The organism is Pectobacterium sp. IFB5596, assembly GCF_021432585.1.
GTDB classification, from domain to species: Bacteria; Pseudomonadota; Gammaproteobacteria; order Enterobacterales; family Enterobacteriaceae; genus Pectobacterium; species Pectobacterium punjabense.
On record NZ_LXFY01000007.1, the window covers coordinates 1 to 24,671 of the forward strand.

The following is a 24,671-nucleotide window of genomic DNA, read 5'->3' on the forward strand; positions in this document are numbered from 1 at the left end:
GCTGCCCTGTGTCGGGCGTGGCTCCCTGTAACAGAACCACTCCTATTCTCACCACGCACGAAACAATCACCATTCCTCAATGTAAACCCGCAATAATGAAGTTCCCGCCATCACAGCCGTATCGGTTTACTATTCCAGATAGCTTCTGCACACTCGTCGATAGTTCGGTCAGACGAGAAATCGCCCGTTTTGGCAGCAGTGCAACGGGGAATACCAAACACGCCAATGCAGATTAAAGTTGTCTGAATATATCAGGATGATACAGTATAAATATTGGCTTTAATGTTATGGATAATACGATTAAGGATGATGATGAACCAGGATATATCATTAAATGCGGATAATAATAGGATAAAGATAAACAAATCATCTATTATTTATGCCTTTTTAGCACCAACATTTCTTTGGTGTTTCTTATCATTTTTATATGTTTTTTTTTGCGGCGATCGATATAGTGAGACGAATTTTTTTAATAGCTGGGATTTTGTAGCAGGGATTGTTATATCCAGTTACATCATATTTTCTGGGGTTGTTTCTATTTATTCTCATTTCATAATTAGAAAATATTTCATCGTCATGATGGCGATCGTTATTTTTATATTTATCGTGAGCGCTATAGATTTTAATTACATACTTTCATCTTTACTGTTTATTATTATGTTCACCATCCCAATCTTTGGTTCGTTGACGTTGAAATATCTGCATAAAAAACACGACCAGCATATGGAATAGCGACCCCATTAGAAAACATTAAGATGAATCATTGAAAATTCGCATACCTCCGATAAAAATGCTAACCATAATATACAGGCGTTCATTGAACGCCTGTTGTCTTTTTAAAAATTAACCCTCAATGAAGTTCCCGCAATCACAACCGTATCGGTTTGATATTCCAGATATCTTCTGCATATTCACCGATGGTGCGGTCAGACGAGAAATAACCCATGTTGGCAATATTCTGGATGGCGCTGCGCGCCCATTCGTCCTTTTTCTCGTACAGCTCATCCACCCGATCCTGCGTATCCACATAGCTGCGATAGTCTGCCAGTAGCTGGTAGTAATCGCCAAAATTCACCAGTGAATCAAACAAATCGCTATAACGGCGGCTATCATCAGGGCTAAAAGCCCCTGTGGTGATTTGCGTCAGCACGCGGCGTAGTTCTTCGTCCTGATCGTAATACTGCCGTGGGTTATAGCCGTTCTGCCGTAGTGCTTCAACCTGGTCGGCCGTGTTACCGAAGATAAACATATTCTCTTCGCCAATATGTTCCAGCATTTCGACATTCGCCCCATCCAGCGTACCGATCGTCAACGCACCGTTCAGGGCAAACTTCATGTTGCTGGTCCCGGACGCTTCCGTTCCCGCTAGCGAGATCTGTTCAGACAGATCCGCCGCCGGAATGATCAGCTGTGCCAGACTCACGCTGTAGTTCGGGATAAAGACGACCTTCAGCCGATCGTGCAGTGCCGGATCGTTGTTGATCACCTTTGCGACATCGTTGATCAAGTTAATAATGTGCTTCGCCATGTAATAAGCCGATGCCGCCTTGCCCGCAAAGATAGCAACGCGCGGAACACGTTCGACACCTGGATCGTCCTTAATGCGGTTATAGAGCGTGATGATGTGCAACACATTCAGCAGTTGCCGTTTGTATTCGTGAATACGCTTAATCTGCACATCAAACAGTGATTCCGGGTTAACCACAATATTCAGGTTTTCCGCCATGTAGGTCGCTAAACGCACTTTGTTCTTTAGCTTCACCTTGCGGATTTTCTGCACAAACGCCGGATAATCGATGTGCTGTTTCAGTTCGCTCAGTTGGCTCAGATCGGTACGCCAGGTCTGCCCGATGGTGTCATCCAACAGCTTAGAGAGCGACGGGTTGGCCAGCGCCAGCCAGCGCCGCGGCGTTACCCCATTGGTTTTATTACAGAAGCGATTGGGGAAAAGTCGGGCAAAGTCAGCAAACAGGGACTGCACCATCAGATCCGAATGCAGCTCCGATACGCCGTTCACTTTATGGCTGGCGATCACCGCCAGCCACGCCATCCGTATTTTACGCCCATTGTTTTCATCAATGATGGAAACCCGCGCCAGCAGCTCGTTGTCATCGGGAACTTCTTTCTGCACGTACTCGAGAAAATGTTCGTTAATTTCGAAAATCAATTGCAGGTGGCGCGGCAGAATTTTACCCAACATATCAACCGGCCAGGTTTCCAGCGCCTCTTGCATCAGCGTGTGATTGGTGTAGGAAAAGACTTTCCTCACGACCGTCCACGCCTCTATCCACTTGAATTTATGCTCATCAATCAGCAAGCGCATCAGCTCAGGGATCGCCAGCACCGGATGTGTATCATTCAGGTGGATAGCGAATTTTTCCGCCAAATTGGCATAGGTCTTATGCATCATCCAATGGCGGTTGAGGATGTCCTGCACTGTCGCGGAAACCAGAAAGTATTCCTGGCGCAAACGCAGCTCACGACCAGAATAGGTGGAATCATCGGGATACAGCACGCGCGACACGTTTTCCGAGTGGTTTTTATCTTCTACCGCCGCAAAATAGTCGCCCTGATTGAATTTACCTAAATTGATTTCATTACTGGCCTGCGCCCCCCACAGACGCAATGTGTTAGTGGCATCGGTATCGAAACCGGGAATGATTTGGTCGTAGGCGCACGCGATAACCTCTTCCGTTTCCAGCCAGCGCATTTTGCTGCCTTCCTGCTGGATACGTCCCCCAAACCGCACTTTGTAACGCGTGCTGTGGCGTGGAAATTCCCATGCATTGCCGTATTCCAGCCAGTAATCCGGCGATTCGGCCTGCTTGCCGTTAACGATATTCTGTTTGAACATGCCGTATTCGTAGCGAATGCCGTAGCCGCGCCCCGGCAGGGCCATCGTCGCCAGCGAATCGAGGAAACAGGCGGCCAAACGCCCCAAGCCACCGTTCCCTAAGCCGGGATCATTTTCTTCCTGTAGCAGATCGTCCAGTTCCAGCCCCATACCATCCAGCGCCGCTTTCAGATCATCATACAATCCCATCGCCAGCAGCGCGTTCGACAACGTCCGCCCCAGCAAAAACTCCATCGACAGGTAATACACCTGCCGTACATCCTGCGAAAGCTGTGCGCGGTTTGAGCGCAGCCAGCGCTCCACCATCCGGTCGCGCACGGCCAGCAGCGTGGCGTTCAGCCAGTCATGTTTATTCGCAATCGAGGGATCTTTCCCCACACTAAACATGAGCTTGTAAGCAATAGAGTGTTTCAGCGCTTCCACACTGAGCGTTGGTGAAGTATAGATAAACGGCGAGTTCATAATATTCATTCCCAAGTGAGTGTTACCCTACCCTGTCGTTTTCAGATTGCACGCGGATGACGCACCGCAGGAAAACTAGTGGGTATGCAAGCGTTGATAGAGCGCACCATAAGCCTGAGCAGAAACCTGCCAACCAAAATCCATCGCCATCGCCTGACGCTGCACATAGCGCCATAGCGTAGGTCGGGACCACAACACGAACACACGACGAATCGCGCGGGATAGCGATCCCACACTGCAATCGTTAAAGACAAACCCGCTTGCCAGACCATCTGCCAGATTCTCTAGCGAACAGTCAGATACCGTATCCGCCAGCCCACCCGTTCGGCGCACCAGCGGCAACGTGCCATACTTCAAGCCATAGAGCTGCGTTAACCCACAGGGTTCAAATCGGCTGGGCACCATGATGACATCCGCACCGCCAATAATGCGGTGTGAGAAGGCTTCGTGATAGCCAATCTGCACGCCAACCTGACCGTGATATTCGGCGGCGGCGGCCAGAAAACCTTCCTGCAAATCGGCATCCCCCGCCCCTAATACCACCAGTTGCCCGCCCTGCTCTAACAGATCGGGTATCGCGCTTAACGCAATATCGAGGCCTTTCTGGCTGGTCAGGCGGCTAACAATGGCGAACACTGGAGCCTTGTCATCAACCTTCAGCCCCATCGCTGTTTGCAGATGTCGCTTGTTTTCCGCTTTGTTCGCCAGCGCATCGCGGCTGTAATGGCTCGTGAGCAAAGGGTCATGCGCCGGATTCCAAATCGTTTCGTCTACGCCATTGAGAATGCCAGACAAGCGCCCCTCTTCTTCACGCGCCTGTAGCAAGCCTTCCATGCCATAACCATAGGCTGGCAGCGTAATCTCGTGCGCGTAGGTCGGGCTCACAGTCGTAATGTGGTCGGCGTAGAACAAACCTGCCTTGAGGTAGGAAATCTGGCCGTAAAACTCCAGCCCGTAGACCTGAAAGAAGTCTCTCGGTAAGTGGAGATCCGCCATATGTCGGGCATCAAACAGCCCTTGATAAGCCAGATTGTGCACGGTAAAAACCGATTTCGCCGGGCGATTACGCGCCGCCAGATAGGCGCAGGTCAACCCCGCGTGCCAGTCATGAGCATGCACAATATCGGGCCGCCAATAGTGGTCCAGCCCGCACGCCATTTCACACCCCATCCACCCCAGCAGCGCAAACCGCAGGTAGTTGTCGGCATAGGCATAAAGCGCCGGGTCGTGATAAGGGCTGCCCGCGCGTTCATACAGCTCAGGCACATCAATCAGATAAATGCCGACGCCGTTAAAATGGCCAAACAGTAAGGTGACATGTCCGGCAAACGTATCCAGCTCACGCACAACCTGTATATCAGCGATCCCTTTTTTCAAATCGGGGAAGGCAGGTAGGATGACGCGGGCATCCATCCCCGCCGCAATTTGCGCGCCGGGCAACGCACCTGCCACATCCGCAAGACCGCCGGTTTTCAATAGTGGAAACAGCTCTGAACAAACATGTAAGACCCGCATTATGACTCCCATTTTGTGCCGATGGCGTTTACAGCTTTTCCAACATCGATCGCGTGACCAGTACGATCCCTTCCTCCGACCGGTAAAAACGGCGGCTATCCTCTTCCGCGTTTTCACCAATCACCATGCCTTCCGGCAAGTGGCAGGCACGGTCAATCACGCAACGGCGTAAACGACAGGAGCGTCCCACGTTGACATCCGGCAGGATCACCGTCGAATCGATACTACAAAATGAATTGACCCGCACACGCGGGAACAACACCGAATGCGTGACAACCGAACCGGAAACGATGCAGCCCCCCGATACCAGCGAGTTCATCGTCATGCCATGGCTACCAGAGCGGTCCTGAACAAATTTAGCTGGCGGCAGCGATTCAATAGCGGAACGAATCGGCCAGTGCCGATCGTACACATCCAATTCCGGCGTGACGGACGCCAGATCGAGATTGGCGCGCCAGTAAGCTTCCAGCGTGCCGACATCCCGCCAATACTGGTGCTCATCTTCACCCGACGTGACGCACGACAGAGTAAAAGGGTGCGCCCAGGCCAGACGCTGCGAGACGATCTTCGGGATCAGATCCTGACCAAAATCGTGGTTAGAGTCCGGCGCATTGCGATCCGCTTCCAACAATTGATAAAGATAGTCCGCATTAAAAACATAGATCCCCATGCTCGCGAGCGCCATGTCGGGGTTATCCGGCATCGGTGTCGGGTTATCCGGTTTTTCGGCAAAATCGAGGATGCGATGCTGTTTATCCACGCTCATGACGCCAAAAGCATTGGCTTCTTCCAGCGGCACGGGCAGGCAGGCGACTGTACACTCTGCCCCCTTCTCCACGTGATCAATCAGCATCCGTGAGTAGTCCATCTTGTAGATGTGATCGCCCGCGAGGATCACCACATACTCCGCACGGTAGCGCCGAATAATGTCGAGATTCTGACAAACGGCATCTGCGGTTCCCCGATACCAATGATCGGTAGAATGGCGTTGCTGTGCGGGAAGCAGATCGACAAACTCGTTCATTTCCGCATTCAAAAACGACCAGCCGCGCTGAATGTGTTGCACCAGCGTATGCGACTGATATTGCGTAATCACACCAATACGGCGGATGCCGGAGTTCAGGCAGTTAGAGAGCGCGAAATCAATAATGCGAAATTTGCCGCCAAAATGGACGGCAGGCTTGGCGCGCAATGCCGTCAGCCCTTTCAGTCGCGTTCCACGGCCTCCTGCCAAAATTAATGCCACGGATTTCAGAGGGAGCTGTCTTGCCAACATCAGAGGGTCATGCTTATCGTTGTTCACCATGGCTATCTCCTGATTATTCTTTTTAATGGCTTGCGCTTAGGCGGTCTGTTTTATCAAGACGCATACCGCCTGCGCTTGTCCGTGCCAAATTCCGCCTTCAGGCGGGTTCGTCTCATCAAACGGCGGTGAAACCTGCCAGTGGCCTTCTGGCAAAATGAACGTTCCGGCATGCAGACTGGCGTTAACCAGCACAAGCCAATGACCGGAAAGTAAAATCTGTAGCTGATGCTCCCCGTACTCCCACTGCTGCGGCGTTAAAGGCTGCCCTTCTCGGTTCAGCCACTGCACCGCGCCATCCCCTTCCTGCCACCACGTTTCCTGCTGTAATGCCGGGATTGTGCTGCGCAGTTGGATCAACCCAGCGACAAATTCATGCAAGCCACGATCTGCATTTTTCCAGTGCAGCCAGGTCAATTCATTATCTTGGCAGTAGGCGTTGTTGTTGCCCTGCTGGCTGTGCCCCAGTTCATCGCCCGCCAGCAGCATTGGCGTACCCTGCGACAAAATCAGCGTCGTCAGCAGCGCCTTCTGGCTAGCCAGCCGGCGTTGACGAATGTCGTCATCGGCTTCTAACCCTTCCGTGCCGTGGTTGTTGCTGAAGTTACTGTCCGTGCCGTCACGGTTACCTTCACCGTTCGCGTCGTTATGCTTGTGGTTGAAACTCACCAGATCGCGCAGCGTAAAACCGTCATGCGCCGTCAGTTTGTTGATAGAGGCGTAAGGCAGGCGATCGCGCTGCTGGAAGATGTCGCTGGAGGCGGCAAAACGGCAGGCAAATGCGCCGAGAGAAATATCACCATGCAGCCAAAAGCGGCGCATGTCGTCACGATAGCGATCGCTCCACTCGGCAAACGGCGTCGGGAACTGACCCAGTTGATAGCCGCCATGCCCGATATCCCACGGCTCAGCGATCAGCTTGCAGCCCTGTAAGCGACTATCATTTTTCATCGCGGACAGCAGCGGTGCGGCAGCGGTAAAATCTGGGGTACGCCCCAGTACCGTTGCCAGATCGAAGCGGAAACCGTCAACGTGGCAGACTTCACGCCAGAAGCGCAGACAGTCCATCACCCAGTCAATCACCGCAGGGTGATTCAGGCGCAGCACATTGCCGCAGCCAGTCCAGTTATGGTATTCGCCGTTGTCACCCAGCCAGTAATAGCTGCGGTTATCGATGCCGCGCTGGCATAGCGTGGGTCCTTCGACATCCAGTTCCGCACTATGGTTGAACACCACATCCAGAATGACCTCGATCCCCGCGTGATGCAGCGCTTTCACCGCATCGCGAAATTCATTCAGCGCGTCGTCACCCGCAGCCAGACTGTTATCCACCGCGAACGGCAGCAGCACGTTATAGCCCCAGTAGTTACGCAGCCCCAATTGCTGAAGCCGCGGTTCATCGGCATGTTGTTGTACAGGAAGCAGTTCCAGCGCCGTCACGCCCAGCGACGTCAGATAGTCAATCATCACCGGATGGCCTAACGCCGCATAGCTACCGCGAATATCTTCGGGGATATCAGGGTGCAGCTGCGTCAGCCCGCGAACGTGTGCCTCATAAATCACCGTCCGGCTCCAGGGGGTTTGCGGATGCTGGTCATTCTGCCAGTCGTAATCCTCCGCCGTGACCACGCACTTCGCCATAATCTCGGCGCTATCGCGTTCATCTCGCTGGTCAATCCCGCCTTGCAGGCAAGCATCATCCACCACCCAGCCATCAAGCTGGCGGGCGCACGGATCTAACAGCAGCTTATGCGGATTGAAGCGTAAACCCTGCGACGGCTCGAACGGCCCATCGACCCGAAAACCGTAGCGTAAGCCGGGCTGTGCATCAGGGAGATAGCCGTGCCAAATATCACCGCTGCGCGCGGTCAGTTCGATGCGCTGTTCCTGCTGGCGTTCATCAAATATGCACAGCTCAACCCGCTCGGCATCCGCCGAAAACAACGCGAAATTCACGCCGCTGCCGTCAAAACTCGCCCCCAGCGGCGTCGGTTTGCCCGTCTGCAATTCCGCCATTTACACCTCCTTCACCAGATACAGCGTGGCAAGCGGCGGAATGGTCAGCACGAGAGAATGTTGACGCTGATGGCTGCCCCACTCCTCACTGTAAATCGTCCCAACATTGCCCAAATCGCTACCGTTGTAGTGAACAGAATCGGTGTTGATGGCCTCTCGCCAACCGCCGGGCTGGTTGATGCCAATCCGATAGCCGTAACGTGGCACTGGCGTAAAGTTGCTGACCACCAGCACTTCATTGCCCTGTTCATCACGTCGGACAAAGGCAAAGACCGAGTTTTCTCGGTCATCTACCACCAGCCATTCAAAGCCCTGCGGCTGAAAATCCAACTGATACAGCGGCGGCTGCTGGCGATAGCAGTGGTTAAGGTCGCGCACCAGCGTCTGCACGCCGCGGTGCCACCCTTCCGGCTCATCCAGCAGATGCCAGTCCAAACTGGCGTCGTGGTTCCATTCACGTCCCTGCGCAAATTCGCCCCCCATAAACAGCAGTTTCTTACCGGGATAGGCCCACATAAAACCGTAATAGGCGCGTAAATTGGCAAATTTCTGCCAGACATCGCCGGGCATGCGATCCAGCAGCGAGCGCTTACCGTGTACCACTTCATCGTGAGACAGCGGCAGCACGAAATTCTCGCTATAGGCGTACAACATGCCGAATGTCAGCAAATCGTGATGGTATTTGCGGTGAACCGGATCGTGCTGCATATAGGCCAGCGTGTCGTGCATCCAGCCCATATTCCACTTGTAATGAAACCCTAACCCGTTGCAATCCGGCGGCAGCGTAACGCCCGGATAATCGGTCGACTCTTCAGCCAGCGTGATCGCCGCAGGCGCGGCATGACCCAGCGTGTGGTTGGTGTAACGCAGAAACGCAATCGCTTCGAGGTTCTCTTTACCACCGTAATGGTTCGGCACCCACTCGCCTTCGCTACGGCTGTAGTCGCGATAAATCATGGAGGCCACGGCGTCTACCCGCAGCCCGTCGATGCCATAGCGTTCCATCCAGAACAGCGCGTTGCCCGCCAGATAGTTACGCACCTCATGACGGCCATAGTTATAAATCAGCGTATTCCAATCCTGATGATAGCCTTCACGCGGATCGGCGTATTCATACAGCGCGGTGCCGTCAAACTGTGCTAAACCGTATTCGTCACCGGGAAAATGCCCCGGCACCCAGTCCAGCAAGACGTTGATGCCCGCATCATGGAGCGCATCAACAAACGCTCTGAATTCCGGCGCCGTGCCGAAGCGACGCGTTGGCGCATATAAACCCAGCGGCTGATAGCCCCAACTGCCATCAAACGGGTGTTCGTTAATCGGCATCAGTTCCACATGCGTGAAACCCATGTACTGCACATAATCAATCAGTTGCTTCGCCAGTTCCTGATAGCTCAGCCAGAAATTGTTATCCGTATGCCGTCGCCAGGAACCGAGGTGGACTTCATAAATAGAGATAGGGGAACGCAGGCCATTCGCCTCACGGCGAGCCTCGTTGGTCGGGACTTTCTCAGGCAGCGGCGTAATCAGCGAGGCGGTATCCGGGCGCATCTGCGCTTCAAACGCATAAGGATCGGCCTTCAGCCGGACGCTACCGTGGCTGTCGATCATTTCATATTTGTAGAGCTGCCCCGCTTTCACATCAGGCAGAAACAGTTCCCAAATACCGTTTTCCCTACGCAGCCGCATCGGGTGTCGGCGACCATCCCAAAAGTTGAATTCTCCCACCACCGAAACACGCTGCGCATTGGGTGCCCACACGGCAAAGCGCGTACCTTCGACCCCATCCAGCGTTTCCAGATGTGCGCCTAATCGTTCGTAAGGTCGCAGGTGGGTGCCTTCGGCCAGCAGCCAAATATCCATATCCTGCAACAACGGGCCAAAACGATAAGGATCTTCAATTACCCAGGTTTCTTCACGCCAGGTCACAGCCAATTGATAGTGAAAAGCATTTTTCCGGCGTGGCACCAGACCACAAAAAAAACCGCGCTCGTCTATACGTTCTAGTTCGACAATTTTTCGCCCATTGCTGGCATCAACAACCCACGCTGCCTGCGCATCCGGCAGCAATGCTCGAACTTCAAGACCTTCGGAGGAATGATGCATACCTAACAGCGAAAATGGATCGGCATAATGCCCGGAAATAAGTGAATTAATCGCATCAGAAAACGCTGACATGGTATTCATCCTTTGATTAACCATTTGAATTAAATAAATAAGCGCTATAAAACGTTATGTGGCGCTTATATTTTTCCCAAACTTTATTTTCGATAAAACTCAATAAAAATAATGAGTTATTAGCTTGCTAACGAATAACGGCGACATGTAAAAATAATGAATACTATGAAAGGGTTCTCGCACTACGCCCCTTCATTTAGCGTAGTCAAAGAACGGAGAAATAACCGAGAACTGATCAAATTTTTCCGTTTATATTTATATGAATAAGTTATGACACAGAGCAATTAGCATTTTTCGTTCAAAGAACGATTCGTCCGCGAGTAAAAAGCAGTACAATTTGGCGGATTTTGAATGACGAGACACCGACCATGGTTAGCCAGATTGATCTGATTCTTTCCCTATTACAGCAGATGTGTGTTTATCTGGTGATCGCTTATTTGCTCAGTAAAACACCGCTATTTATCCCGCTGATGCAGGTCACCATTCGTCTGCCACACAAGCTGGTCTGCTATCTGGTTTTCTCCGTGTTTTGCATTATGGGAACCTACTTCGGCTTGCATATAGACGATTCTATTGCCAATACCCGCGCGACGGGCGCCGTGCTCGGTGGCATGTTGGGTGGCCCTTCAGTGGGCTTTCTCGTCGGGTTAACGGGCGGGTTACACCGCTATTCCATGGGTGGCATGACCGCACTGGCCTGTATGCTATCGACCATTGCCGAAGGGCTGCTCGGCGGGCTGCTACATCGCTATCTGGCACGCCGCAACCGTATCGATTTGCTCTTTAAGCCCCTCGTCGTCGGCCTGACCGCACTGGTTGCAGAGATACTGCAAATGGCGATTATTCTGCTGGTCGCCCGCCCCTTTGATAATGCCGCTGAACTGGTGAGAGACATTGCACTACCGATGATGATCACCAATACCATTGGTTCTGCCATGTTCATGCGTATCTTGCTCGACCGACGCGCTATTTTTGAAAAATACACCTCTGCATTTTCCGCCAAGGCGCTGCAAATCGCTGCCCGCGCCGAAGGGGCGCTGCGTCAGGGGTTCAACCCACAAAACAGTATGCGCGTTGCCCGTATTTTGTATGAAGAGCTGGGTGTGGGAGCTGTAGCCATTACAGATCGCGACAAATTACTGGCGTTTATCGGGCTGGGCGATGACCACCACAACGTCGGAGCACCCATTACGTCATCACACACGCGCCGGGCGATAGACAATAATCAGGTGGTGTACGCCGATGGTAACGAGGTGTCTTACACCTGCTCGGTGTCGTCGCACTGCAAGCTGGGTTCCACGCTGGTGATCCCACTGCGTGGCGAAGATCAGCGCGTTGTCGGCACGATCAAGCTTTATGAACCCAAAAACAAGCTATTTTCCAGTATTAACCGTACGCTAGGAGAAGGGATCGCCCACCTGCTTTCCGCACAGATCCTGACAGGCCGCTTTGAACAGCAGAAACAACTGCTGGCACAGTCAGAAATCAAGCTACTGCATGCACAGGTCAACCCGCATTTTCTATTCAACGCACTGAACACGCTGTCCGCCGTGATACGACGCAATCCCGATCACGCCCGCCAGTTGGTGCTGTCTCTGTCGACGTTTTTCCGTAAAAATCTCAAGCGCAGCAACGATGAAGTGTCGCTCAATGACGAGCTGGAGCACGTTAACGCCTATCTGGAAATCGAAAAAGCACGCTTTGCCGATCACTTGACGGTAGAGATTTCTCTGCCAGAAGCACTGCGTGAGGCTAGATTACCGGCGTTCTCTCTGCAACCGATTGTCGAAAATGCGATTAAGCACGGCACCTCGCAGATGATTGAACACGGGCACATCCACATTAGCGGACGTCTGCACGCCAACACGCTAGAGCTGTCAGTGGAAGATAACGCGGGTACCTATCAACCCCGCAGCGGTGGCGATGGGCTAGGCATGAACCTGGTCGATCGCCGCATCAAAGCACGCTATGGCAACCGCTATGGCATCACCGTAGTCAGCGAAGCGGATAAATTCACACGGGTCGAAGTACACGTCCCGCTGATCTCACCCCGCCAGGTATTGGAGCAGCTTGATAGCGTAGCGTGACAGGGAAATAAAGGCGTTGTGGGTTGAATAGTTGAATAGTTGAATAGTTGAATAGTTGAATAGTTGAATGCCATGACGACAGAGCAAAATAAGTTTAACAATACAAGGAATCGTTATGACCGATACCGCACTTTATGCTGCATTTGAACAGGCAGTGCCCGGATTTTCAGCACGAGATATCATTACGCCAGCATTAGATCAGTCGCATGGTGAATATGCGCAGATCTATTGGCTGGATGATTTATTGGGGGAAGATTTTCTTTGTTATATCGAATGGAAAGAATTTGATCTTCGTGCTCTGGAGGCGTTAATTCCTATTAAGCAAGCAGGGATCGCGTTATCGGTGGACAGTTTGTTTGACGAACAGGGTTTTCCAATCGGAGACATCACTCCTGAAGAGTTCTTTTATGATGCATCCGGTTTTTACCTGCCAGTGTTACAGCAACAGCTACAACAAGCCGAATTGCAGTTGCTTGAAGTTGGATTACTTCAGAACGGCGACGTCTATTTACATGAAAACCCACGTTTTATCTGCACCACAACGGATAAAGATAAAGTGGATCAGCTAAACCAGTGTCTGCAACAAAGAGGTCTGGTTCTTTGCTGAAAGTCACAGTAAGTGATACGCGCCTTGGACGCTGGCCGTTCTGAAATACTCGGCCCGTCGCGGCTCTCAAAAACATACGAGAGAAGAAATACGAGTAGAAACAGGCGCAACACCAACCGATATTGCGCCAGAAAGGCAAGATAACTACGAGATAACTACAGCAAGATGCGCAGCATACGGCGCAGCGGTTCAGCGGCTCCCCACAGCAGCTGATCGCCGACCGTAAAGGCGGACAGGTATTCCGGCCCCATGTTCAGCTTACGCAGACGGCCTACCGGCGTAGAAAGCGTACCCGTTACCGCAGCAGGCGTCAGCTCACGCATGGTAATGTCGCGATCGTTCGGCACCACTTTCACCCAGTCGTTGTGGGTAGCCAGCAGTTGTTCGATCTCCGGCAGCGCCACATCTTTCTTCAGTTTGATAGTGAACGCCTGGCTGTGGCAGCGCAGCGCGCCAACGCGCACGCAGAGGCCGTCAACCGGAATCACGCCGCTAGTACCCAGAATTTTGTTGGTTTCCGCCTGACCTTTCCACTCTTCACGGCTCTGGCCGTTATCCAGCTGTTTGTCGATCCACGGAATCAGGCTACCCGCCAACGGCACGCCAAAGTTATCAGTCGGCAGCGAACCGCTACGGGTCAGCGCTGTCACTTTACGTTCGATATCCAGAATCGCAGAAGCCGGGTCCTGTAATTCTTTCGCGACTTCACCGTGCAGTGCCCCCATCTGAGCCAGCAGTTCACGCATGTGACGCGCACCGCCGCCAGACGCCGCCTGATAGGTCGCAGCAGAAACCCATTCCACCAGATTGTTAGCAAACAAACCGCCCAATGACATCAGCATCAGGCTGACGGTACAGTTACCGCCCGCAAAGGTTTTGATGCCTTTATCCAGACCTTGCTGAATCACACCGTGGTTCACTGGGTCCAGAATAATAATCGCGTCATCTTTCATACGCAGCGAGGATGCGGCGTCGATCCAATACCCCTGCCAGCCACTTTCACGCAGCTTTGGGTAGACTTCATTGGTATAATCGCCGCCCTGACAGGTAATGATGATGTCCAGCGCGCGCAGTGCTTCGATATTATAAGCATCCTGCAACACGCCTTGATGACCGCCCAACGCCGGAGCAGCTTCGCCGTGCTGAGACGTTGAAAAGAACACCGGGTGAATAACATCAAAGTCGCGTTCTTCCACCATGCGCTGCATGAGAACCGAGCCGACCATACCGCGCCAGCCAATAAAACCAACATTTTTCATGGTAACTGTCCTGCTTTGGGGGTAACAAAAAAGAATTCCGGCTAACGTCGAGGGCGCATAGTTAGTGCTGACTCAGTGAACTGCCGCAGAGGTTGCGCGTGCCGTGCCGTAAATCTGTAAATTATCGTGTCGTTCAACCTTACAAAATGTACATAAAGTCGCAAGTGAATTTATTCGATAGTACGGCATTTTTCAGCAGTCATTCTAATATCATCAACCTGACTCACGATAAGGACCGCGACCAATACATCATATCGCTGCCACCGTCAGGTAACAGGAGCAACAACCAACATGACAGAAATGATCTCCGCAACGGTGCTGCTGTTGCTCATTATGGACCCACTCGGCAACTTGCCCATTTTCATGTCCGTACTCAAGCACCTCGATCCCAAACGCCGGCGTGTGGTGCTGATCCGCGAGATGCTGATTGCACTTGGGCTGATGCTGATTTTCCTGTTCGCTGGCGAACACATTCTGGCGTTCCTGAATCTGCGTACTGAAACCGTGTCCATTTCAGGCGGTATCGTCCTCTTCCTCATCGCAATTCGGATGATTTTCCCCTCGCAGGAAGGCAATAGCAGCGGTCTGCCAGCCGGAGAAGAACCGTTTCTGGTGCCGATGGCGATTCCACTGGTCGCCGGGCCGTCGATCCTCGCGGCGCTGATGCTGCTTTCCCACCAGTATCCCAATCAGTTACCTCACCTGACGCTGGCGCTGTTTATCGCCTGGACGATCTCCTTCATCATCCTGCTGATGTCAGATTTGTTCTTGCGCTTGTTGGGTGAGAAAGGCGTGAGTGCACTGGAGAAATTGATGGGGCTGATTCTGGTGATGCTGTCGACGCAAATGTTCCTCGACGGCATACGTGCGTATATGAAGTTATAGGCGTCGTTACCCCTCTGTCTTAGTCACATTTTATGCCGACTAAGAGGTGGTTTCGTGCGCGATAATACCGCAATTTCCATGCTACCCCGTAGCACGCGCCCGACGCAGGGCGCCCAGTCGCCGCCGCCCTGCGAACCCAGGCTTCCGGCTAAATCATGCCGCTACGCGGTGCCATCGGCGTTCATGATCACCCTTCGAGCCGCCAGTGACGCGTTCCATACGCGGCACTGGCTTTCGCGACGTCCTGTCGCTCACTCGGTGCTCATGATCACCGCTGCATAATTTTTACGCCGGATTAATGTCAAAACCCTCCCTTGTAAGAGGGGGTTAAACACATTAGAGGAAAATACTTCCCACTAACGCTATCAGGAACGCGATGCTACCGAGCAGCGTTTCCATCACCGTCCAGGTTTTCAGGGTTGTTTTCTCATCCATTTCGAGGAAACGGCCAACCAGCCAGAAGCCTGAGTCGTTCACATGCGACAGCACGGTCGCACCACCTGCAATCGCCACCACGATAAAGCAAAGATCGAACTGGCTCAGGCCAGGCGTCGCTGCAACCGCAGGTGCCATCAATGCCGCCGTGGTCGTCAATGCCACCGTCGCCGACCCCTGCGCCACGCGCAGTGCCGCAGACACGACAAACGCAGCCACAATCACCGGCATACCGGTATCCGCCAGCGCACCGGATAACGCGTCACCAATACCACTGGAACGCAGAACACCACCGAACATCCCGCCCGCACCGGTGACCAAAATAATCGAACAAACTGGCCCCAGCGCGCCTTCACAGATTTTCTCAAGGTGTCGACGGCTATGCTGGCCGCTAAACATAACCATGGCGAACAAGACCGTAATCAGCAGCGCAACCGGCGTTTTCCCCAACATACGCAGGAACTGTACCAGACCGCTATCACCACTGATGACGCCCATCACCGTCAGGGTATTCAATCCTGTATCGAGGAAAATCAGGATCAGCGGCAGCAACAGCACCCACATCACCACGCTGAACGCAGGCGGCGTATGCTGCTCGTCCGCTTTGACTTCAGTCAGGAAGGTTGACGGCAATGGCAAATGGAATTTTTTACCTGCCCACAGGCCGAACAGATAACCGCCCAGATACCAGGTAGGGAAAGCAATCACAGCGCCCACCAGCACCAGCAGACCAATGTTAGCACCCAGCAATTCACTGGCAGCAACCGGGCCGGGGTGCGGCGGCAGCAAGGCGTGCATTACGGCAAAGGCACCCGCAGCGGGGAACGCATAGGTCAGCGTTGAACCGCCAAAGCGTTTCGCCACGCTGAAAATAATCGGCAACATCACAATCAGCCCGGCGTCGAAAAAGATCGGGAAACCAAACAGCAGAGAGGCAAGACCCAGCGCGAAAGGCGCACGTTTCTCACCAAATTTATTGATTAGCGTATCCGCCAGCACATTTGCGCCACCAGTGACTTCCAACAGGCGGCCAATCATTGCCCCCAGACCAACCAGCAGGGCAACGGATGCCAACGTACTGCCGAAACCACTAAGTAACGTAGGAACAAGTTTCTCGAAAGGCGTTTTTGTCGCCAGTGCCGTGATCAAGCTCACCAGCGTCAACGCCAAAAACGCGTGGACACGGAAGCGCATAATCAGCACCAGTAACAGTGCAACCGCACCTGCGGCGATGGTTAATAGCACACTGGCGCTATAAGCGGATGTTATTTCTGTCATCGTTAATAATCTCTTTAGGGCACCCAGTCTGGATTGGCTGATTGTTTGTGAGGTGTATCACATCATCATTTGATACCGGTAACATGATACGGGTAACATGTTAAAGTCTGGAACCATTAAGTATCATTTAATTTACAGTTTGAGATAGAGATCAAATTATGTCAGGTCGAAGCATTATTCTGATGGGCGTATCAGGCAGTGGAAAATCCTCAGTTGGCGCTGAACTTGGCCGCGCCATTCAGGCAAAATTTATTGATGGCGACGATCTGCATCCGCGCGCCAATATCCAGAAAATGGCCAGCGGTACGCCGTTGAATGACGACGACCGCGCACCGTGGCTCGAGCGGCTCAGCGATGTCGCCTACAGCCTAGCGCACAAAAATGAAACGGGCATTATCGTCTGTTCCGCGCTGAAAAAGCGTTACCGCGACCGCCTGCGCGAAGGGAACGAAAAGATGGTGTTTATCTATTTGAAAGGCAGCTTTGAACTGGTTCTGGAGCGTCACAAAGCCAGAGCGGGACACTTTATGCCAACAGACCTGCTGAAAAGCCAGTTCGATGCACTGGAAGAACCAGGCAGTGATGAACCGGATGTCCTGAAGGTCGACATCGACGGCACGCGGGAAGACGTCGTGCAGCGTTGCGTTGAAGCACTGCGCGCAGCAGGTTAACGTCGCGGCTTAGAGGCTTTCGCCATCCAGCACGGTAAAACCGACATCAACCATTTCCTGCTCCACAGGCTCGCCTCTCAGGCGGGCCAGCAGACGCTCGGTGCCGACGCGCCCCATGTGTTCACGCGGCGTCAGTACGCTAGCCAGCTTCGGCACCATCGCTTGCCCAATGTCATGCCCATGGAAACCCGCAACGCCGATGTCTTCCGGTACGCGCAGCCCTTGCCGCTGACATTCGAACATCGCGCCGACGGCTAAGTCGTCATTGGTGCAAAATACGCTATCGACCTGCGGATATTCCGCCTGCGTCTGCCGCAGTAGCTCACCGCCAAGCGAATAGGAAGATGCCCGCTCGCTCATCACGCAATAACTTTTGAGATCGCTTTCCAACATCGCTTGTTCGTAACCTCGGCAACGCATAATCGTACGCTCATCCTGTCGCGCGCCGAGATAGACGATGTGACGATGTCCCAGCGCGACCATACGCAGCGTCATCTGGCGCGCGGCTTCAACGTTATCGAACCCGACCGCCATATCCAGACAAGGCGACACAGAATCCATCAATTCCACCACCGGAATACCCGCAACATCCAGCATCTGGCGCGTTCGCGGCGTGTGGGTGCGTTCGGCCAGAATAAGCCCGTCAATGTGATAGGACAGCAGTGAGGTCAGGCGCTGTTCTTCTCTGTCAGGATGATAGCCATAGTGCGCCAACATAGTTTGGTAACCGTGCGCTTCCGCCGTACGTTCAATTCCACGCAATACTTCAGCGAAAACCTGATTGGTTAATGATGGCAGCAACACGCCAATCGCCCGGCTGGTCGAACTGGCGAGCATGTTAGGGGCGAGATTAGGGATGTAGCCCAGCTCATCCAACGCAATGGCGATCTTTGCCTGCAACGCAACCGACACTTGAGCGGGATTACGTAAATAGCGGCTTACCGTCATTTTGGTAATCCCAACGCGGTCGGCAACATCCTGGAGAACGGGTCTTTTCTTCTTCATCATCGACTAAAAGCGTCTGAAAAACAGTGCCCTAAGTCTAGCAAAAAAAGCCCGTCGAGGCTCCCCCAGAGACACGTTTTACTGTAGCCCAAAGCCGGAAAAATAGAGCGGTGCGGGCGAATCATGCGGTATATCGCCTCGTTGCTGTTCCACTGCCTTCATCGAAGAGGGCAATTCAAACGGCAAACGGGCAGTGTAGCGCCGCTCATGCATCAGAGAACGCAGCAGGATCGTATCACTGACGCCAAAGTTAGCCACCAGAACACTGGCCTTATCTTCAATCGCGGTCAAGATAGCCGGGCGATCAAGATAAACCGTCACGATCGTTGGCACATAGCGAGCCGCATTCACAATCGCTTGATACTGTTCATTATCTTGACGGAAATCTAGCGCACCTTCATGGTACATCGCGCCAAAAAAGAAATTCTTGTGCGGTTGCTCATACGGTGCCGTCGCTCGTATCAACGCCACATCGGCCTTAACGGGGTGATCAACAACAACCAGGCCAGCATTACGCACGACATCGGGATTCATTCCCCACACATAAATTTTCTTCCCCTTCTGCAACGGCAGAATTCCCTGTCGTTTTTTCAGCAACACTAACGCGTCATATTGCGCCTGTTCAGCTTGTGCCGTGATGGATGGGCGCTGGAACACCTGCTGCGTCCTTTCTGGATCGACAAACGGTACCTCGAATTGACCGAGCTGGAATTTTTGTTCCAAAATACGCAAGACCGATTGGTCAACGCGCTGCGGCGAAATCTTGCCTTGCTGCACCGCTTGCACAATGATGGAAGAGTCATCTACCCCACCAAATTGATCAATACCCGCGTCGATCGCTTTAACAAAGCGCTCAGCTTGAGATAAATGCTCAACGCCCCAAGGAATGCCAATATCAATACCGGGTTTCTCATTTTCTGGATATCCGGTAATACAGGTTCCGACGCAGTCTTTCGTAATGAGCCAATCGCTGATCACGACACCACGAAAACCATACTCACCACGCAGCACATCCTGTAGTAAGAAACGGTTAAAGCCGACGCCCACCTGCTCAATCGGCTGACCTTTATAGACCGCATCTTTCAGAATCGGATAGGTAGGCATCACCCCCGCGACATTCGCTTCAAACGCGCCGGTAAACGGGTAAACATGCGTTTCCAGAGCGTCGCTATCGCCGAAAGAGGCAAAACGGCCATAGTAGTGGTGGCCATCAAAACCGTTATCCGACGCGCCGTATCCAACCCAATGTTTCACGACTGAACTCACGCTCTGCCGGTTTAACCCGCCCGCCCCATTTTGCATGCCCGTGATGTAGCCCCGCACCATGCGTTTGACCAGCTCACTATTATCACCAAACGTGCCATCAATACGTGACCAGCGCGGTTCTGTCACTAAATCAGCGATAGGTGACAATGCCTGAGTGATCCCCACCGAACGGTATTCCTGACGGATGATATCAGCATAATGACGAGCAAACGCTTCACTACCCATTGCGGCGATACCGGGGGGCGTCGGCCATTTGGAGAAACCATCAACAGTTGGGGTCGCATTCACTGAATAGGTATAGACACTGCGCGGATCGGCGCTGAGGGTTAACGGAATCCCCAGGCGGGACGATTCGGCGATTTCTTGCAGCAAATTATTCTGGCGAGCAAATTCTTCTGGTGTAGCCTTATCCAACCGCGTAATAAGGCTGTTGACCTTTTTATCCACAATCAGTCTGCGGTTAGCGGCCAGATCGTAGATTGCACCACGGCCGATGGCATCCCCAATAGACGGTGCGGAGCCATGCATCATCATGCCAGCCTTCTCATCCAGCGTCATTCTGGCCAGTAAATCACGGGCTCTCACCTCCGCAGTTAAACGCCAGTCCTCATACGGTGCCAGTTTTCCATCATGGTTCAGGTCACGGAAGGTCAACCCATCCTGATGAATCAATTTGCTCCAGCGGTAGGTTAATTCAGGTTGTTCTGTCGTCGCACTCACTGGCAGCGCACTGCATAGAAGACACAACGACAATAATGCTTTGTTCATATCACCATCCATGAGTCAGAAGTAATGAATACCGAAAAATAGTTCGCTACATTCAGAACGACAGCGTTAAGGACTGTATGCAAAGCGCATCAATTAACAGGCATAAAAAAACCTAAACACACCAGCCAGTAGCCATCGTATAGGGTACGATGCTGCCAGTTGGGACGTTTAGGTTTTGCCTGCTTGAACAGTAACAATCCTAAGACAGAGCCGAAATAGGTATTCATCAATAGATTAACTGCATCTTAAAAACAGTGAATCTATTCACACTTCAAAGGATGAGCCGGCACAAGACGGTCTGGTAAAGACCGTGAATCGTTATACCGGCGGCAAATCAAACAGCAGAATTTCGCTGTCTGCGCTGGCGTGCACGGAAATCGCCGTTTCATCCCAGATCGCAAATGCATCGCTGGTTTCCGCTTTCTGGCCGTTAATCTCTACACTGCCGCGCACCACTTGAACCCAAACGCGACGATCGGCCTGGATCTGATACACCGATTGTTCCTGCGCTTTCAGCGCCCAACGCCACAGCGTCATATCCTGAAAGACCTTCAGCGAGCCTTCACGTGCATCCGGGGAGAGCACCAGTTGACGCCCTTGCTGCACATCAAAGCGTTTCTGCTCGTAGCGCGGCGTTAGCCCGGTTTTTTCTGGGATAATCCAGATCTGATACAGGTGCAGCGGTGCATCCTTACTGGCATTGTATTCAGAGTGACGAATGCCCGTTCCCGCGCTCATAATCTGGAATTCGCCCGCTGGCACCTGCTCTTTATTTCCCATGCTGTCCTGATGTTCAACCGCACCGGACAACACATAGGTGAGAATTTCCATATCTTTATGCGGATGTGTGCCGAAGCCCTGACCGCCTTCGATAACGTCTTCGTTAATCACGCGCAGTGCTGAGAACCCCATGAAATCAGGATCGTAATAATCGGCGAATGAGAATGTATGCCAACTGTCGAGCCAGCCATGGTTAGCATGTCCGCGATCTTGCGCTTGACGTAAATAGATCATGTTCTTTCCTCCTGCGTTTCTGATAAGGAAAGTGTAACGGGCAGTGGTAAATAAGATAGCGCAAAAAACTCACCGCTCTGTTCGAAAAATCAGAACGGGATAGAGAGCTGCCGGGGCATCTCATGAACATCCCCGTCTCTTAGTTATTTCGTTTTCAACCACGCCATAAAATCGTCAATAAACACACGCGTTTTCAGCGGCAACAAACGGTTTGGTAATGTAATGGCGTAGGTCGTCATTGGCATGGGATTCTCAATACGCCAGTCTGACAGCACGCGTTTCAAGCGGCCGTTAAGCAAATAACTATTTGCGATAAACGTTGGAATCAGTGCTATACCCACCCCCTGTAATATCGCATCAATCATCGCATCACTGTTATTGATCATCAACCTTGGGGTAAGCAGCACGCTTTCCATTTGATCATGTCGCCAGAAGCACCACTCGCCGCGAAACTGTGAATCGTTAGGAAAGAAAATATTGTGCTGGCTCAGGAAGCTTGGCGTCTGTGGCAGGGGCTGTTCGTATTCCCGCGCGCAGACTAATACATAATCAATAGGCATCAGTGCGCGTGCGACCATGTTGGCCGGGGGCGTATCCGTCACACGTAGCGCAAGATCATAGGAGCCATTCATCAGATTTTCTATCTGATCAGTGAGGTTCAACTCGATATTAATCTCTGAATAGTCGCGTAGAAAACCAGGAAGAAACGGAGTAAGCAGAATTTTCCCCAATGTAATTGGAGCGGTAATACGCAGCACGCCTTTAGGTTTGTCACTATAACTGTCTGCCTGTGAGAAAAGTGAGCTGGTGGCAGCAAGAACAGTTAACGCTTGATGATATATTTCCTGCCCAGCTTCTGTAACCGAGAGCGAACGAGTGGTACGAGTAAATAAAATCAGATTGAGGCGTTTCTCCAGCCGGTCAATCATGCGACTGGCAGAAGAAGGAGTCATAGAAAGCGCTCGAGCGGCAGATGAAAACCCACCTTTTTCAACAACTTGAACAAAAAGCATTAAGCTCGGTAAAACTTCAGTTAGCTCATTGATGTTCTTCACGCATAACTCTTTTGCTTTTCAACTATCTATTCAAATTATCACCGAACCGTATGATGTTCAACAGAGGCTTACATGTCGAAAATATGACTATTATTAACCTTTTCTGATAGGTTCCCTATGTATGAACAATCGATAATTAAACGTATTCAACAGCATAATGTTCTGAATGTTGGCGTCAGTTTAGGGTTTAAAGGGATACCCCAGCATACAGTTCCCCAGTGTGGCTACACAAAGACGATGAAGATATCGTTTTTGTCCATTTGATTAATGTCTCTTCCAATATGTTGGGTGGTGACAGCTTGATTGCCAGTCACCCACGCGGTATCGAACGGGTACTGCGTCTCGAACAGCTTTTCGACACTTTGGTGGTCAATCACGACAAGCTTCATGCCGTCACTCCCGTAAACATGCGGTCATCGGTCTGACTAAACAGCTAGCTCTAGAGTACGGCAAACACCATATAAGGGTGAATGCCATTGCACCCGGCGTGATCCGTACGCCACTCACAGAAGCTTATTACCACAACGCCACACAGTTGGAAAAAATCCAACGTGGGCAGTTTTTACCGGTTTTCGGGGAGACGCGTGACATCGCTGATGCCGCACTCTATCTCACCTCGCCCCAGGCGCGTTTTGTCACCGGTTCTACGCTGGTGATTGATGGCGGCTGGACGCTTGGCAAAGACCTTTAATGTTGTGAGCCACGTTGGGGGCTCGAATATAATTTGGGAGAAAGTATATGGAAAATCGTTACCTCTTAATTTTAGGAGGCGAATTTGCGCTTCGTGAACGCGTGCTGGCAGGAGCACTCAGAGCCTCCAGCGGTATGCGTGTACTCACCATGGCCAAAAACCGCACCACGCCCACAATCAAGTTTTTCGATGGTTACTTATCGGGTGATGTGGCCGATGAGCAAGCCGTATTAGAAGCAGTAAAAACCTATGAACAGAAAACGGGGAGCACTCCAGCAGCAGTCATCCCAATGAATGACTTCACCGTCCGCGCCGCAAGTCTGGTAACCGAACACTACGGTTTGGCAGGCAACAGCCGTCAAACTATTCATAACTGCCGCGACAAATTTGTAATGAAGCAATTGTTGAAAGATGCTGGACTACCGGTGCCACGCTTCGCTGCTTTCAGTACGTTAGAGGAACTCAAAGATCACATTAGAGAGATTGGCCTGCCAGTCGTGATCAAACCACGTGAAATGGCTGGCAGTCTGGGTGTGTTAAAAATTACGTGTGAAGAGGAAATTGAGCCGAGTTTTTCCCGCAGCGTGGCCGATGTTATTTCGTTGAATGGTGAATCCCACGCGCCGGAAGATCTCTTTCAGGTAGAAGAGTATGTTACGGCCAGACAAGAGGTGAGTGTCGAGGTGATTAATCAGGGAGATTACCATCGTGCCATTGCAGTCACCGACAAATACCTGGGTAATGAGCCGCATTTCGTGGAGATCGGCCATACCGTACCCTCGGTACATTCCGACAATACCCAACTACGCGATATCGCCGAACGAGCCTGCCATGCACTTGGTGTCCATTACGGTGTCGCACACTTTGAGGCACGAATAACGCCTGCGGGCGAAATCAAAATCATTGAGGTAGGTGCCCGTACCGGCGGCGACACCATTATGGATCTGGTTGAACGTAGTTATGGTATTAATCCATATGAACTTCACATACTTAGCCACTTGAACGCACTGAAACCGCTGCCAGACACCTTGCTGCCGAGAGGTCTAAGCGCTGTGGCCTTTATCAAAGCTCCGCTTGGTGTGATCGAGAAAGTAACACTCCCTACCAGTCTGCCGGATCACATCGTCAATATGCAGATAACCGCAAAACCGCTGGATGTATCGAAAAATCTGGAGTCATGGAAAACGCGCGAGGGTTCGGTGGAATTCTTTTGGCCTAACCGTGAGCCGGAAGAAGGCTTCAATGAACATCTAAAGACGGCAGATGAATACGCGAGCTCACTTTTTACCCTACGTCACGTCTGATGAGAACTGAGCCGCTAC

General features: G+C 52.0%; 19 protein-coding genes. 8 read left to right on the forward strand and 11 right to left on the reverse strand.

Annotated elements, in window-relative coordinates:
• The coding region (locus tag A6301_RS07650; RefSeq protein WP_234257486.1) for a hypothetical protein at positions 1-236 on the forward strand (236 nt) is incomplete at its 5' end.
• A 632-nt stretch (positions 237-868) separates the two neighbouring features.
• On the opposite strand, the gene glgP is transcribed toward A6301_RS07650, so the two are convergent.
• The 5 genes from glgP to glgB form a co-directional block, all read right to left on the reverse strand.
• Complete coding sequence (gene glgP / locus A6301_RS07655; protein ID WP_107168942.1) at positions 869-3,316, reverse strand: glycogen phosphorylase; 2,448 nt, start codon at positions 3,314-3,316, stop codon at positions 869-871.
• Between the two features lie 75 nt (positions 3,317-3,391).
• A complete protein-coding gene (gene glgA, locus A6301_RS07660; RefSeq protein WP_234257487.1) occupies positions 3,392-4,831 on the reverse strand; it encodes a glycogen synthase GlgA in 1,440 nt (479 codons plus the stop codon).
• A gap of 28 nt (positions 4,832-4,859) precedes the next feature.
• Complete coding sequence (glgC, locus tag A6301_RS07665) at positions 4,860-6,137, reverse strand: glucose-1-phosphate adenylyltransferase (protein ID WP_137741813.1); 1,278 nt, start codon at positions 6,135-6,137, stop codon at positions 4,860-4,862.
• 36 nt (positions 6,138-6,173) lie between these two features.
• Positions 6,174-8,150 (reverse strand): glycogen debranching protein GlgX, encoded by a 1,977-nt coding sequence (gene glgX / locus A6301_RS07670; protein ID WP_234257488.1) that lies wholly within the window; start codon positions 8,148-8,150, stop codon positions 6,174-6,176.
• Positions 8,151-10,328 (reverse strand): 1,4-alpha-glucan branching enzyme, encoded by a 2,178-nt coding sequence (glgB, locus tag A6301_RS07675; protein ID WP_107168946.1) that lies wholly within the window; start codon positions 10,326-10,328, stop codon positions 8,151-8,153.
• A gap of 368 nt (positions 10,329-10,696) precedes the next feature.
• On the opposite strand from glgB, the gene A6301_RS07680 reads away from it, so the two are divergent.
• Positions 10,697-12,415, forward strand: coding sequence for a sensor histidine kinase (locus tag A6301_RS07680; RefSeq protein WP_234257489.1), 1,719 nt, complete (start codon positions 10,697-10,699; stop codon positions 12,413-12,415).
• Between the two features lie 115 nt (positions 12,416-12,530).
• The gene (locus tag A6301_RS07685) at positions 12,531-13,022 is read left to right on the forward strand and encodes a hypothetical protein (RefSeq protein ID WP_215482698.1); all 492 of its coding nucleotides are present in this window, start codon (positions 12,531-12,533) and stop codon (positions 13,020-13,022) included.
• A 155-nt stretch (positions 13,023-13,177) separates the two neighbouring features.
• Here A6301_RS07685 and asd read toward each other — a convergent pair whose 3' ends face one another.
• Positions 13,178-14,281 (reverse strand): aspartate-semialdehyde dehydrogenase, encoded by a 1,104-nt coding sequence (gene asd / locus A6301_RS07690; RefSeq protein WP_107168949.1) that lies wholly within the window; start codon positions 14,279-14,281, stop codon positions 13,178-13,180.
• 291 nt (positions 14,282-14,572) lie between these two features.
• Here asd and A6301_RS07695 point away from each other — a divergent pair, with 291 nt between their 5' ends.
• Entirely contained in the window at positions 14,573-15,166 is a 594-nt protein-coding gene (locus A6301_RS07695) for a YhgN family NAAT transporter (protein ID WP_039484765.1), read from the forward strand.
• 336 nt (positions 15,167-15,502) lie between these two features.
• Here A6301_RS07695 and A6301_RS07700 read toward each other — a convergent pair whose 3' ends face one another.
• Positions 15,503-16,879 carry a GntP family permease gene (locus A6301_RS07700; RefSeq protein WP_215482700.1) on the reverse strand — a complete coding sequence of 459 codons (1,377 nt, stop codon included), beginning with the start codon at positions 16,877-16,879 and terminating at the stop codon, positions 15,503-15,505.
• 158 nt (positions 16,880-17,037) lie between these two features.
• Between A6301_RS07700 and A6301_RS07705 the strand changes: the two genes are divergently transcribed.
• Entirely contained in the window at positions 17,038-17,550 is a 513-nt protein-coding gene (locus A6301_RS07705; RefSeq protein WP_039474158.1) for a gluconokinase, read from the forward strand.
• 9 nt (positions 17,551-17,559) lie between these two features.
• On the opposite strand, the gene gntR is transcribed toward A6301_RS07705, so the two are convergent.
• The 4 genes from gntR to A6301_RS07725 form a co-directional block, all read right to left on the reverse strand.
• On the reverse strand, positions 17,560-18,555 hold the full coding sequence (gene gntR / locus A6301_RS07710) for a gluconate operon transcriptional repressor GntR (protein ID WP_205543213.1): 996 nt from the start codon (positions 18,553-18,555) through the stop codon (positions 17,560-17,562).
• Positions 18,556-18,633: 78 nt separating this feature from the next.
• Complete coding sequence (locus tag A6301_RS07715; protein ID WP_215482704.1) at positions 18,634-20,589, reverse strand: glycoside hydrolase family 3 protein; 1,956 nt, start codon at positions 20,587-20,589, stop codon at positions 18,634-18,636.
• Between the two features lie 318 nt (positions 20,590-20,907).
• Positions 20,908-21,603 (reverse strand): pirin family protein, encoded by a 696-nt coding sequence (locus A6301_RS07720; protein ID WP_215482706.1) that lies wholly within the window; start codon positions 21,601-21,603, stop codon positions 20,908-20,910.
• Positions 21,604-21,746: 143 nt separating this feature from the next.
• Complete coding sequence (locus tag A6301_RS07725; RefSeq protein WP_107171084.1) at positions 21,747-22,658, reverse strand: LysR family transcriptional regulator; 912 nt, start codon at positions 22,656-22,658, stop codon at positions 21,747-21,749.
• Between the two features lie 218 nt (positions 22,659-22,876).
• Here A6301_RS07725 and A6301_RS07730 point away from each other — a divergent pair, with 218 nt between their 5' ends.
• From A6301_RS07730 to A6301_RS07740, 3 genes are read left to right on the forward strand one after another with little or no spacing between them, the layout of a single operon-like run.
• Complete coding sequence (locus tag A6301_RS07730; RefSeq protein ID WP_234257490.1) at positions 22,877-23,083, forward strand: 2OG-Fe dioxygenase family protein; 207 nt, start codon at positions 22,877-22,879, stop codon at positions 23,081-23,083.
• Positions 23,080-23,349: an SDR family NAD(P)-dependent oxidoreductase gene (locus A6301_RS07735; RefSeq protein WP_304622713.1), complete on the forward strand. Its 270-nt coding sequence runs from the start codon at positions 23,080-23,082 to the stop codon at positions 23,347-23,349. The genes A6301_RS07730 and A6301_RS07735 overlap by 4 nt, the downstream gene beginning before the upstream one ends.
• Positions 23,350-23,396: 47 nt before the next feature.
• Positions 23,397-24,653: an acetyl-CoA carboxylase biotin carboxylase subunit family protein gene (locus A6301_RS07740; protein WP_107171080.1), complete on the forward strand. Its 1,257-nt coding sequence runs from the start codon at positions 23,397-23,399 to the stop codon at positions 24,651-24,653.
• Positions 24,654-24,671 lie beyond the last annotated feature (18 nt).